The organism is Bacillus sp. FSL R7-0166, assembly GCF_038008935.1.
GTDB classification, from domain to species: Bacteria; Bacillota; Bacilli; order Bacillales; family Bacillaceae; genus Bacillus; species Bacillus altitudinis.
The window spans coordinates 84,175-97,671 of sequence record NZ_JBBPAC010000001.1 but is presented as its reverse complement, the minus strand read 5'-3'; the positions used below and the strand labels follow the sequence as shown (position 1 = coordinate 97,671).

Genomic DNA, 13,497 nt, shown 5'->3' with positions numbered 1-13,497 from the left:
TGTTCTCTCAAAACTAGATAACAACGTTCATTTTTCACATTAGAATATAGGTTAAGTCCTCGATCTATTAGTATCTGTCAGCTCCACGTGTCACCACGCTTCCACCTCAGACCTATCAACCTGATCATCTTTCAGGGATCTTACTTCCTTGCGGAATGGGAAATCTCATCTTGAGGGGGGCTTCATGCTTAGATGCTTTCAGCACTTATCCCGTCCGCACATAGCTACCCAGCGATGCCCTTGGCAGAACAACTGGTACACCAGCGGTGCGTCCATCCCGGTCCTCTCGTACTAAGGACAGCTCCTCTCAAATTTCCTGCGCCCGCGACGGATAGGGACCGAACTGTCTCACGACGTTCTGAACCCAGCTCGCGTACCGCTTTAATGGGCGAACAGCCCAACCCTTGGGACCGACTACAGCCCCAGGATGCGATGAGCCGACATCGAGGTGCCAAACCTCCCCGTCGATGTGGACTCTTGGGGGAGATAAGCCTGTTATCCCCGGGGTAGCTTTTATCCGTTGAGCGATGGCCCTTCCATGCGGAACCACCGGATCACTAAGCCCGACTTTCGTCCCTGCTCGACTTGTAGGTCTCGCAGTCAAGCTCCCTTGTGCCTTTACACTCTGCGAATGATTTCCAACCATTCTGAGGGAACCTTTGGGCGCCTCCGTTACATTTTAGGAGGCGACCGCCCCAGTCAAACTGCCCACCTGACACTGTCTCCCTGCCCGATAAGGGCAGCGGGTTAGAAGGTCAATACAGCCAGGGTAGTATCCCACCGATGCCTCCACCGAAGCTAGCGCTCCGGTTTCCAAGGCTCCTACCTATCCTGTACAAGCTGTACCAACATTCAATATCAGGCTGCAGTAAAGCTCCACGGGGTCTTTCCGTCCTGTCGCGGGTAACCTGCATCTTCACAGGTACTATAATTTCACCGAGTCTCTCGTTGAGACAGTGCCCAGATCGTTGCGCCTTTCGTGCGGGTCGGAACTTACCCGACAAGGAATTTCGCTACCTTAGGACCGTTATAGTTACGGCCGCCGTTTACTGGGGCTTCAATTCGCACCTTCGCTTACGCTAAGCGCTCCTCTTAACCTTCCAGCACCGGGCAGGCGTCAGCCCCTATACTTCGCCTTACGGCTTCGCAGAGACCTGTGTTTTTGCTAAACAGTCGCCTGGGCCTATTCACTGCGGCTTCTCGGGGCTTTAACACCCTAAGAAGCACCCCTTCTCCCGAAGTTACGGGGTCATTTTGCCGAGTTCCTTAACGAGAGTTCTCTCGATCACCTTAGGATTCTCTCCTCGCCTACCTGTGTCGGTTTGCGGTACGGGCACCTCTCACCTCGCTAGAGGCTTTTCTTGGCAGTGTGGAATCAGGAACTTCGCTACTAAATTTCGCTCGCCATCACAGCTCAGCCTTCACGGGAAACGGATTTGCCTATTTCCCAGCCTAACTGCTTGGACGCGGATATCCAATACCGCGCTTACCCTATCCTCCTGCGTCCCCCCATTGCTCAAATGGTGAGGAGGTGGTACAGGAATATCAACCTGTTGTCCATCGCCTACGCCTTTCGGCCTCGGCTTAGGTCCCGACTAACCCTGAGCGGACGAGCCTTCCTCAGGAAACCTTAGGCATTCGGTGGACGGGATTCTCACCCGTCTTTCGCTACTCATACCGGCATTCTCACTTCTAAGCGCTCCACCAGTCCTTCCGGTCTGACTTCACTGCACTTAGAACGCTCTCCTACCACTGTTCGTAAGAACAGTCCGCAGCTTCGGTGATACGTTTAGCCCCGGTACATTTTCGGCGCAGAGTCACTCGACCAGTGAGCTATTACGCACTCTTTAAATGGTGGCTGCTTCTAAGCCAACATCCTGGTTGTCTAAGCAACTCCACATCCTTTTCCACTTAACGTATACTTTGGGACCTTAGCTGGCGGTCTGGGCTGTTTCCCTTTCGACTACGGATCTTATCACTCGCAGTCTGACTCCCAAGGATAAGTCATCGGCATTCGGAGTTTGACTGAATTCGGTAACCCGGTAGGGGCCCCTAGTCCAATCAGTGCTCTACCTCCGAGACTCTTACCTTGAGGCTAGCCCTAAAGCTATTTCGGAGAGAACCAGCTATCTCCAGGTTCGATTGGCATTTCACCCCTACCCACACCTCATCCCCGCACTTTTCAACGTGCGTGGGTTCGGGCCTCCATTCAGTGTTACCTGAACTTCACCCTGGACATGGGTAGATCACCTGGTTTCGGGTCTACGACCACGTACTCATGCGCCCTATTCAGACTCGCTTTCGCTGCGGCTCCGCATCTTCTGCTTAACCTTGCACGGGATCGTAACTCGCCGGTTCATTCTACAAAAGGCACGCCATCACCCGTTAACGGGCTCTGACTACTTGTAGGCACACGGTTTCAGGATCTATTTCACTCCCCTTCCGGGGTGCTTTTCACCTTTCCCTCACGGTACTGGTTCACTATCGGTCACTAGGGAGTATTTAGCCTTGGGAGATGGTCCTCCCGGATTCCGACGGAATTTCACGTGTTCCGCCGTACTCAGGATCCACTCTGGAGAGAACAACATTTCAGTTACAGGGCTGTTACCTTCTTTGGCGGGCCTTTCCAGACCTCTTCGCTTATATCGTTCCTTTGTAACTCCGTATAGAGTGTCCTACAACCCCAAGAGGCAAGCCTCTTGGTTTGGGCTGTTCCCGTTTCGCTCGCCGCTACTCAGGGAATCGCATTTGCTTTCTCTTCCTCCGGGTACTTAGATGTTTCAGTTCCCCGGGTATGCCTTCTCATACTCTATGTATTCAAGTATGGATACTACTCCATTACGAGCAGTGGGTTTCCCCATTCGGAAATCTCCGGATCAAAGCTTGCTTACAGCTCCCCGAAGCATATCGGTGTTCGTCCCGTCCTTCATCGGCTCCTAGTGCCAAGGCATCCACCGTGCGCCCTTTCTAACTTAACCATTTCTTACTTTAGAAAGAATCACTATGTGTGATGAACTTTGCATTGCATTCAATGTGAATGTATTACTTATTGTTATCTAGTTTTCAAAGAACAATCCTGTCTCGCTAGAGACATGTTTGAAGGAATGATCCTTCAAAACTAAACAAGACGAAAAACGTACGCTGCTCCATATATCCTTAGAAAGGAGGTGATCCAGCCGCACCTTCCGATACGGCTACCTTGTTACGACTTCACCCCAATCATCTGCCCCACCTTCGGCGGCTGGCTCCATAAAGGTTACCTCACCGACTTCGGGTGTTGCAAACTCTCGTGGTGTGACGGGCGGTGTGTACAAGGCCCGGGAACGTATTCACCGCGGCATGCTGATCCGCGATTACTAGCGATTCCAGCTTCACGCAGTCGAGTTGCAGACTGCGATCCGAACTGAGAACAGATTTGTGGGATTGGCTAAACCTTGCGGTCTCGCAGCCCTTTGTTCTGTCCATTGTAGCACGTGTGTAGCCCAGGTCATAAGGGGCATGATGATTTGACGTCATCCCCACCTTCCTCCGGTTTGTCACCGGCAGTCACCTTAGAGTGCCCAACTGAATGCTGGCAACTAAGATCAAGGGTTGCGCTCGTTGCGGGACTTAACCCAACATCTCACGACACGAGCTGACGACAACCATGCACCACCTGTCACTCTGTCCCCGAAGGGAAAGCCCTATCTCTAGGGTTGTCAGAGGATGTCAAGACCTGGTAAGGTTCTTCGCGTTGCTTCGAATTAAACCACATGCTCCACCGCTTGTGCGGGCCCCCGTCAATTCCTTTGAGTTTCAGTCTTGCGACCGTACTCCCCAGGCGGAGTGCTTAATGCGTTAGCTGCAGCACTAAGGGGCGGAAACCCCCTAACACTTAGCACTCATCGTTTACGGCGTGGACTACCAGGGTATCTAATCCTGTTCGCTCCCCACGCTTTCGCTCCTCAGCGTCAGTTACAGACCAGAGAGTCGCCTTCGCCACTGGTGTTCCTCCACATCTCTACGCATTTCACCGCTACACGTGGAATTCCACTCTCCTCTTCTGCACTCAAGTTTCCCAGTTTCCAATGACCCTCCCCGGTTGAGCCGGGGGCTTTCACATCAGACTTAAGAAACCGCCTGCGAGCCCTTTACGCCCAATAATTCCGGACAACGCTTGCCACCTACGTATTACCGCGGCTGCTGGCACGTAGTTAGCCGTGGCTTTCTGGTTAGGTACCGTCAAGGTGCAAGCAGTTACTCTTGCACTTGTTCTTCCCTAACAACAGAGCTTTACGATCCGAAAACCTTCATCACTCACGCGGCGTTGCTCCGTCAGACTTTCGTCCATTGCGGAAGATTCCCTACTGCTGCCTCCCGTAGGAGTCTGGGCCGTGTCTCAGTCCCAGTGTGGCCGATCACCCTCTCAGGTCGGCTACGCATCGTCGCCTTGGTGAGCCGTTACCTCACCAACTAGCTAATGCGCCGCGGGTCCATCTGTAAGTGACAGCCGAAACCGTCTTTCATCCTTGAACCATGCGGTTCAAGGAACTATCCGGTATTAGCTCCGGTTTCCCGGAGTTATCCCAGTCTTACAGGCAGGTTACCCACGTGTTACTCACCCGTCCGCCGCTAACATCCGGGAGCAAGCTCCCTTCTGTCCGCTCGACTTGCATGTATTAGGCACGCCGCCAGCGTTCGTCCTGAGCCAGGATCAAACTCTCCGAAAAAGTACAAAACCGAAGTTTTGTTTTTTCGTCAGCGTTTGACTGACTACCTATGATGTATCATAGGATTTTTTATAAAAACTCGAATTAACAGGTACGTTTTGTCTTGTTTAGTTTTCAAAGATCATTTTCGTTATCGCTCGTAAGCGACTTTAATATCTTAACACTTCGCTTTGGTTGAAGTCAAGAACTTTTTTCATTTTCTTTTTTCAACCTCGTTGCTGTTTTGCGGCAACGAATAATAATATACCATCTGGATTCTTTTCTTGCAATAGTTTTTTTGAAAAAAGTTTCATTTTATGAAAAATAAAAAGCGCCACAGATCAAATGGCGCTTTTGTTGATATATTAACGGTTTCTCATTTGCGGGAAAAGCAGTACATCTCTGATTGATGGAGAATTTGTTAGCAGCATGATTAATCGGTCGATACCGATTCCTAGTCCACCTGTTGGCGGCATGCCATATTCTAATGCTTCAACAAAATCGTCATCCATGAGATGCGCTTCGTCATTTCCTTCTTCACGTTCTTTTAATTGAGCTTCAAAACGTTCTCTTTGGTCGATTGGATCATTCAGCTCGGTGAATGCATTTGCATGCTCGCGGCGTACGATGAATAGCTCAAAGCGGTCCGTGAAGCGCGGGTCTTCAGGATTTTTCTTAGCTAATGGAGAAATCTCGACTGGGTGCCCGTAAATAAAAGTAGGCTGAACCAGTGTTTCTTCTACTTTTTGCTCGAAGAACTCATTGATAATATGACCTACTGTCATATTTTTTGTGATTTCAACATCGTGATCAGCAGCATGCTGTTTTGCTTCTTCTACAGACATCTCCTGCCAGAAGTCTACACCTGTTGCTTCTTTGACTGCTTCAACCATATGGAGTCTCTTCCATTCAGGTTTTAGATCAATTTGATCTTCTCCATATTGAATCGTTGTTGTTCCTAGTACTTCTTGGGCAATATGAGCAATCAAGTTTTCCGTTAGGTTCATGATGTCTTTATAGTCTGCATATGCTTCATACAGTTCAATCATAGTAAATTCCGGGTTATGACGAGTTGAGACTCCTTCATTACGGAATACGCGACCAATCTCGTATACTTTCTCTAGACCACCGACAATTAGACGTTTTAAATGCAGCTCGATCGCAATACGCATATAAAGCGGCATATCAAGTGCATTGTGATGAGTAATGAAAGGACGAGCTGATGCACCACCAGGGATGCTATGCATTGTTGGTGTTTCAACTTCTAGGTATCCTTTTGAATCTAAGTATCTTCTCATTGATTGAATGATTTTGCTGCGCATGATGAACGTCTGCTTACTTTCTGGATTGACAATCAGGTCAAGGTAACGCTGACGATAGCGTTGTTCTACATCTTTTAGTCCGTGATATTTATCAGGGAGCGGGCGAAGTGCTTTTGTAAGAACCTCAAAGCTAGTCGCTTTAATTGAAAGTTCTCCTACATTCGTTTTAAATACGGTTCCCGTCACACCGATAATATCGCCTAGGTCCGAGCTTTTGAATAATTCGTAAGCTTCTTCTCCTACACTATCTTTACGTACATAGATTTGAATTTGTCCTTCTAAGTCTTGAATGTGTGCAAAGCCAGCTTTCCCTTTTCCGCGTTTTGTCATCATACGGCCAGCAATTGTTACTTGAGCTGCTTTTTCTTCTAAGTCTTCTTTTGAAAACTCGTCATATTCAGCAATAATTTGTGCGGATTGATGAGAACGGTCATATCGTTCACCGAATGGATCGATACCCTCTTCTCTCATTTTATTCATTTTGTCACGTCTTACTTGGAATTGATCATTTAATTCTTCGTTATTAAGCCCTTCATTACTCATTTATATCACTCCAATAATTTATTTTGCAGAGAAAAGCAGAAAAACTGCCAGTACGTGCACTAGCAGTGAGCTACAAAAAGAAAGATAGTCTTATCCTACTTTTATTCTTTGAAGCTCTTTTGCCTCGGCTTCGATCGTAAAGTCATCTAGAACTTTTACAAGCTCCGCTCTCGTTTCACTTTGATTGATTTGGTTTCTTACATCTGCATTGCCCCGGACACCTTTTAAGTACCATGCTGCATGTTTTCTCATTTCTCTGACAGCCACATGCTCGCCTTTCAGGTCTATGAGTCTGTCTAAGTGAAGTTTGCACACAGACATTTTCTCACGCACATTAGGCTCTTCTTTTAGTTCACCCGTTTCTAAATAATGAACCGTCCGGTAAATCATCCACGGGTTTCCTAGTGCGGCTCTTCCGATCATGACAGCATCTGCACCCGTTTCATCAAGCATACGTTTTGCATCCTGAGGGGTTTTGACATCTCCATTGCCGATGACTGGAATGGAAACAGATTGTTTGACCTCTTTTATAATATCCCAATTCGCCGTTCCTTCGTACATCTGTACACGGGTCCGTCCGTGAAGAGCAACGGCTTGTCCGCCTGCTCGTTCAACAGCACGGGCATTGTCGATAGCGAAAATATGGTCTTCGTCCCAACCCATTCTCATTTTCACAGTAACAGGTTTATCTACAGCTTCTACGACTGAGGATACCATTTCGTAAATCTTGTTTGGATCCAGCAGCCATTTCGCTCCTGCGTCACATTTCGTGATCTTTGGTACAGGACATCCCATATTAATATCAATAATGTCCGCCGTTGTATTCTGGTCTACAAACTTGGCCGCTTCTACGAGCGTGTCCTTTTCTCCCCCAAATATCTGAAGGCTCAACGGTTTTTCACGCTCATCAATGTACAGCATGCCCATCGTTCTGGCATTATTAATCAAGATCGCTTTGTCACTGACCATTTCAGCGCAGACTAAGCCCGCTCCAAACTCTTTCACAGTGAGTCTGAAAGCAGAGTTACACACACCAGCCATTGGTGCGAGCACTACTTTGTTTTTAATTTCGATATCTCCGATTTTAAACATCATGTCCCCTCCTTTCTTCTTCAAGTATTGGTGAAAGTTCTTCCACCGTTATATTTAAAGCATCTGCTATTTGACCAACCATTTGGTTTGTTGGTAATCGATTGCCTCGCTCAATTTCCCCTAAGACAGAGACAGAAATGCCCAGTCTTTTGGCGAACCCTTCCTGAGTATACCCTTTTAGCTTTCGGTATGCACGAATTCTTCTACCCCACATGTCTTTTTCCATATGCTTACACCTTCTTGGTCTGTTACGGCGTTTATCTGGGCTTCGCCGATTTCTGGGCAAATCTCACTCATCGGAACAAGAACGAATAAACGTTCGTACATTCTAGGATGCGGCACTACAAGTTGTTCTGTTTCAATATTTTCACGATTATAAAGTAAAATGTCAAGGTCAGCTGTCCGTGGACCCCACCTCACTTCTCTTGTTCTACCTAACTCCTGCTCAATGTTCTGAGTCAGTGATAGAAGTTCTTCAGGACGAAGCGAGGTGGAAATCTTCACAGCCATGTTCAAGAAGTCATCCTGATTCTCGTAGCCTACAGGTGTTGTCTCATATATAGATGAAATGGATTCAACTTGAACACCTGGATGTTCGTGAAGTCTTTTGACAGCTTCTTTTAAGTAGGTTTCCTTTTTTCCTATGTTTGAGCCTAAAGCGATATATGCTGTATTGTTCATGCGCGTGATCTCGTCATTTCAATGGCAACGGACTGATAGTGTCCTGGAATTGGCGGATCTGGTTTGATTACTTTTACTGTACATTCTTGAACTGTCGGAAAGTCCTTTAACACTTGATTTGTAATTCTTTCTGTCAGCGTTTCAACGAGGTTCACTGGGTCCCCTTCTACAATATTTTTGCAGATGTTGTAGAGCTCAGCATAGTTGATGGTCTCATTTAGGTCATCCGTTTGTCCTGCCTTACTTAAATCAAGTGAAGCTGTTAGGTCCACACGAAAGCGCTGGCCTAGTTTATTCTCTTCTGCAAATACACCGTGATAGCCGTAAAATTCCATTCCGTTTACATATACTTTATCGATGATAAGCGCCTCCTTTATTCAGCATGGCATCCATCATTTTTGCCATTCTTGCGATTTCTTTTACATCGTGCACTCGGACCATCGCGCTGCCCTTTTGAATCCCAAGACAGACCGTCGCACCCGTTCCTTCAGTACGTTCTTCAGGCGGCAGGTCTAAAACTGCACCGATGAATCGTTTGCGGGATGTTGCTAGCAGCAGCGGATACCCTAGGTGGCAAAAATGTTCAAGTTCATTCATGACCATGAGGTTGTCAGTTTTATTTTTCGCAAATCCTACACCAGGGTCTAATATAATCATGTCATCACGGACACCCGCTCGTTTCACAATTTGAACACTTTCTTTCAGATCTGCAATCATATCTGAAATCAGATGGGTGTAATTCCGCTCTGGTCGATTGTGCATTAAGATGATTGGCACGTTGTGCTTCGCTGCCACATGCGCCATTTGAGGATCAGCTTTCGCCCCCCATACATCATTAATGATTGAGGCTCCTGCTTTCACTGCCTCATCTGCGACATGGGCTTTATACGTATCAATAGAAATAGGTATGTCCAATTCTTTTGTGATCTTCTCAATGACAGGAATGACCCTTGAAAGCTCCTCTTGCTCTGAGACAAGTGCCGCCCCCGGCCGAGTCGATTCACCGCCAATATCAATAATATGCGCCCCATCTTCTATGAGCTGCGCTGCATGAGCCAGCGCTTTATCCATTTGATTGAATTTTCCTCCATCTGAAAAAGAGTCCGGTGTGACATTTAAAATGCCCATGACCAATGTCTTTTCTTCATAACTAAGGGTATGGTGCTTGGCTTGTATGATTTTAGGCTGTTTTATCAATTGTTGTGTCATTGTGTCCACCTACTCTTTATGTTCTAGACGTTCTTTTGTATATTCTGTTCTCAGCTTGGTCGAAATCGTTCGGTTGTGGTTTTGCAGGACGGTGTCTCCGATATTTTTAAAAGGCACAATTCCCTGAACCGAATTGGTCATCCACGCCTCATCAGCTGAGAGCAAGTGTGAGAGTGGATATCTTCCTTCTATTAGTGAGATCCCCGAAGCTTGCAGCTTTTCGATACAATATCGACGGGTAACCCCGTTTAAAATGCCGGTATCAAGTGAAGGTGTATAGATCACATCTTTTTTTCGCCAAAATAGATTTGACGTAATTCCTTCTGCCACATCGTCTTCTTTTGTTAAAAAGATCCCTTCTATCGACGGATCGTTCCCTACTTCTCTTTTCGCCAGCAGGTTGTTCATGTAATGATGCGACTTGAGCCGTCTTGGACCTTCCGGTGTGTTTCTTCTTGTATCAAGAATGATTCCCTGTTTTTCATCTACTATTGATTCGGGCCGGAATGGGGAGATCATCACAAAAACAACAGGCTCCTCATAAGGGTCTGCAGAAAATCCATTGCCTCTGCCCGCAGAAACATTGAAGCGGATCCTCGCATGACCGCCCGTTATTTGATTTTGTTTGAATAATGTATGAATGATGTCGAGTACAAATGGTTTCTCTATTGTGGATTCGATGCAAAGGTCACGCAATGATTGATTGAGCCTTTCAAGATGCCAGTCTAACAAGAAGACTTGTCCTGCTAGAGAGGTAAATGTTTCGAATACACCGATGCCATATAGAAAACCATGATCAAAAGGAGAAAGAGTCGCATCTTTCTCCTCTATATACTGACCGTTCAGGTAAATGATCATGCGTTTACTTCATTCCCCTTTTTACGATAGGTTTCAATGAAATTTCTGAGCATTTCCTTACCGAAGGACGTCATAATCGATTCTGGATGGAATTGAACACTTTCAATCGGAAGTTCTTTATGGCGAATGGCCATGAGTTCACCTTCCTTTGTGCTCGCTGTTCTGACAAAGCACTCCGGTAGCGTCTCGTCTTTAACAATTAATGAATGATATCTCGTGGCGACGAGCGGATTTTGGAGTCCCGTGAAGACACCTTTGCCGTCATGTTCAATCTCTGATGTTTTCCCATGCATTAACCGCTCCGCACGAATGACATCTCCACCAAATACTTGTGCAATGGATTGATGACCTAAACAGACACCAAAGATCGGAATCTTCCCAGCAAAATGTTTGATCGCTTCCATACTAATTCCTGCTTCATCCGGACTGCAAGGTCCTGGAGAAATCATCAGAAAGTCTGGCTTAAGCTCTTCGATTTCTTGAATAGTGACTTGATCGTTTCGTTTTACAATCAGTTCTTCCCCAAGCTCACCTAAATACTGGACCAGGTTGTACGTAAATGAATCGTAATTATCAATCATTAATATCATACTCTGCTCACCTCTAACTCAAAATAGTCTCTTCTTTGCTCAACTGTAATGCTTTTTTCACTGCATAGGCTTTTTTAATCGATTCTTTGTATTCGTGCTTTGGTACAGAATCGATGACAATGCCTGCACCTGACTGCATGAAGGCTCTGCCCCCTGTACAATAAGCCGTACGAATGACGATATTAAAATGCATATCTTGATTGAATCCAAACCAGCCTATAGATCCAGTATAAAGCCCACGTCTTGTTGGCTCAAGTTCTTCTATGATTTCCATTGTTCTCACTTTTGGCGCACCTGTAATTGTGCCGCCTGGGAATACAGCTCTCATGACATCTACCGCATCACAATCATCACGCAGCTCCCCTTGGACATTTGATACAATGTGCATCACGTGTGAATATTTCTCAATGGCCATAAATTCGTTCACCTTGACTGAGCCATAAGTAGACACTCGTCCAAGATCATTCCGCTCAAGATCAACGAGCATCACATGTTCTGCGCGTTCTTTTTCATCTTCAATGAGTTCTTTTGCCAGCGCTTGATCTTCCGCATCATCCTTGCCTCTTGATCTTGTGCCAGCGATCGGTCTTGTTTCGAGCTGAATGCCTTTTTTCTTAATAAGCAGCTCTGGAGATCCACAGACAATTTGGAAATCTGGCGTGTGCAGATATGACATATATGGAGATGGATTCACGTGACGTAATGTTTTGTATAAATGATATGGGTGGGTATGAAGCTGTTCATCTTGTCTAATGGATAGGTTCACTTGGAACACATCACCGTTCGCGATATATTGTTTAATCGTTTCTACAGCTACCCCGAAAGCTTCTTCAGTAAAAGGTGCAGCAGGTACACATTCCGAAGAAGACACGTTGACAGGTGAATGTGCTGATTCTTCTGATGTGCTTGTCCAGCTTTGCTTTAATTCTTCGAGTCTTTGATGAACTTCACTGACAGGTTCATCTCCTTCTGTATGAGTGATCAGCCAGAGGGCGTCTTCTTTATGATCAAAGACAGCGACATCATTGAATACGAGGAAATACAAATCAGGCGTCTTCAAATCATCGATGGACAGCATTTTGAAATGCTCGATATATCTTGCGTAATCATAGCTTAAAAATCCAATCGCTCCACCTTGGAAGTCAGGGTATTCGTCGTTCGTTTCGGTTTGTAGGGTTTGAAACCAATCAGCAAATGCCCTGAAAGGATCTCCCTCTTTGAAAAACACCTCACCCTGATAATGGATGGTGGTCATCCCGTCCTTCCCTTTCGCTTTAGCGATCGGATGAATGCCGGCAATACTGTATTCTCCGCCACGTGCACTTTCAAGAAGGACGTGATGTGATTCATGAGCCGTTAATTGTTCGTATCGTTTCAAGAATGCATCTTTCGTAAAAGGAATTTTGATGCCCATCGGCCTACGTTGTGTCATGTTATCATCCTTTTTCATTTTCATTAATCTTATTGTAATGCAATCCAATTTATTTAGAAAATAGTATTTGCTTTCCATCTTCAGAATTCATGAAAAAACCCCAGCAAATGCTGGGGTGTATTGTTTAATCAAATTGATAAAGCGGCGTACTAAGGTATCGTTCACCGTTACTTGGAATAATCGCTAGAACCTTTTTCCCTTTACCAAGCTTCTTCGCTGTTTGTAGCGCTGCATAAATGGCTGCTCCTGAAGATATACCACCAAGGATTCCTTCTTCTTTCGCTGCCTTTCTTGCAAGTTCAAATGCATCTTCGTTTTTCACTTGGATAATGCCGTCATATACTTCTGTGTTCAAGATAGATGGAACAAACCCTGCTCCGATGCCTTGAATTTTATGCGGACCTGGTTTCCCGCCTGATAGTACAGGAGAATCTGTTGGTTCTACCGCATAAAGCTGAATAGATGGGATGGCTTCTTTCAGGACTTCACCAGCACCTGTAATCGTACCGCCCGTACCAACTCCTGCAATAAATGCATCAAGGTCGCCGTCAAACTGTTCAAGAATCTCTTTCCCTGTTGTGCGGCGGTGAATCTCAGCATTGGCTTCATTGCTGAACTGCTGAGGCATGAAGTATCCGTGCTCTTCTGCTAATTCTTCTGCTTTTTTGATGGCACCTTTCATTCCTTCTGCACCCGGTGTTAATACAAGCTCTGCACCGTAAGCGCGTAAAAGGTTGCGGCGCTCCTGACTCATTGTATCCGGCATAACTAAAATCGCATTGATTCCTTTTGCAGCCGCGACCATCGCAAGACCGATTCCTGTGTTTCCACTTGTTGGCTCAATGAGTGTGTCACCAGCTTTTAATGTACCTTTTGCTTCAGCATCTTCGATCATCGCTAACGCAATACGATCTTTTACACTGCTGCCTGGGTTCATATATTCAAGTTTCAAGTAGACATCCGCACTGTCTTCATCTACTAAACGGTTTAATTTAACGACTGGTGTATTTCCTATTAGTTCAAAAACTGAATTTGCAATACGAGCCATCACTAACACCTCTATCTCCGAGTAATTTTATTGT

Annotated in this window: 10 protein-coding genes and 2 rRNA genes; all 12 read right to left on the bottom strand. The window is 46.0% G+C overall.

Features of this window, described 5'->3' with window-relative positions; genetic code table 11:
- Positions 1-47: 47 nt before the first annotated feature.
- The 12 genes from NST01_RS00500 to cysK all read right to left on the bottom strand — a co-directional run bounded on the left by NST01_RS00500 (position 48) and on the right by cysK (position 13,463).
- Positions 48-2,978: ribosomal RNA gene (locus NST01_RS00500) — 23S ribosomal RNA — on the bottom strand.
- A 182-nt stretch (positions 2,979-3,160) separates the two neighbouring features.
- A 16S ribosomal RNA gene (locus tag NST01_RS00495) occupies positions 3,161-4,709 on the bottom strand.
- The 16S and 23S rRNA genes sit together here, the layout of an rRNA operon.
- A gap of 344 nt (positions 4,710-5,053) precedes the next feature.
- Positions 5,054-6,553 (bottom strand): lysine--tRNA ligase, encoded by a 1,500-nt coding sequence (gene lysS, locus NST01_RS00490; protein WP_024719373.1) that lies wholly within the window; start codon positions 6,551-6,553, stop codon positions 5,054-5,056.
- 90 nt (positions 6,554-6,643) lie between these two features.
- On the bottom strand, positions 6,644-7,645 hold the full coding sequence (gene dusB / locus NST01_RS00485) for a tRNA dihydrouridine synthase DusB (RefSeq protein ID WP_046342438.1): 1,002 nt from the start codon (positions 7,643-7,645) through the stop codon (positions 6,644-6,646).
- Positions 7,638-7,871, bottom strand: a complete 234-nt coding sequence (locus tag NST01_RS00480; RefSeq protein WP_008341798.1) for a helix-turn-helix domain-containing protein — start codon at positions 7,869-7,871, stop codon at positions 7,638-7,640. The genes dusB and NST01_RS00480 overlap by 8 nt, the downstream gene beginning before the upstream one ends.
- Positions 7,823-8,326: a 2-amino-4-hydroxy-6-hydroxymethyldihydropteridine diphosphokinase gene (gene folK / locus NST01_RS00475; RefSeq protein WP_046342436.1), complete on the bottom strand. Its 504-nt coding sequence runs from the start codon at positions 8,324-8,326 to the stop codon at positions 7,823-7,825. The genes NST01_RS00480 and folK overlap by 49 nt, the downstream gene beginning before the upstream one ends.
- A complete protein-coding gene (gene folB / locus NST01_RS00470) occupies positions 8,323-8,685 on the bottom strand; it encodes a dihydroneopterin aldolase (RefSeq protein ID WP_041506531.1) in 363 nt (120 codons plus the stop codon). The genes folK and folB overlap by 4 nt, the downstream gene beginning before the upstream one ends.
- Complete coding sequence (folP, locus tag NST01_RS00465; RefSeq protein WP_191219273.1) at positions 8,678-9,535, bottom strand: dihydropteroate synthase; 858 nt, start codon at positions 9,533-9,535, stop codon at positions 8,678-8,680. Before folP ends, folB begins: the two co-directional genes overlap by 8 nt.
- A 9-nt stretch (positions 9,536-9,544) precedes the next feature.
- Positions 9,545-10,393, bottom strand: coding sequence for an aminodeoxychorismate lyase (gene pabC / locus NST01_RS00460; protein ID WP_341041302.1), 849 nt, complete (start codon positions 10,391-10,393; stop codon positions 9,545-9,547).
- Complete coding sequence (gene pabA / locus NST01_RS00455; RefSeq protein ID WP_008341810.1) at positions 10,390-10,983, bottom strand: aminodeoxychorismate/anthranilate synthase component II; 594 nt, start codon at positions 10,981-10,983, stop codon at positions 10,390-10,392. The genes pabC and pabA overlap by 4 nt, the downstream gene beginning before the upstream one ends.
- A 13-nt stretch (positions 10,984-10,996) precedes the next feature.
- A complete protein-coding gene (locus NST01_RS00450; protein ID WP_341041301.1) occupies positions 10,997-12,415 on the bottom strand; it encodes an anthranilate synthase component I family protein in 1,419 nt (472 codons plus the stop codon).
- Between the two features lie 124 nt (positions 12,416-12,539).
- Positions 12,540-13,463, bottom strand: coding sequence for a cysteine synthase A (gene cysK / locus NST01_RS00445; RefSeq protein ID WP_008341814.1), 924 nt, complete (start codon positions 13,461-13,463; stop codon positions 12,540-12,542).
- Positions 13,464-13,497 lie beyond the last annotated feature (34 nt).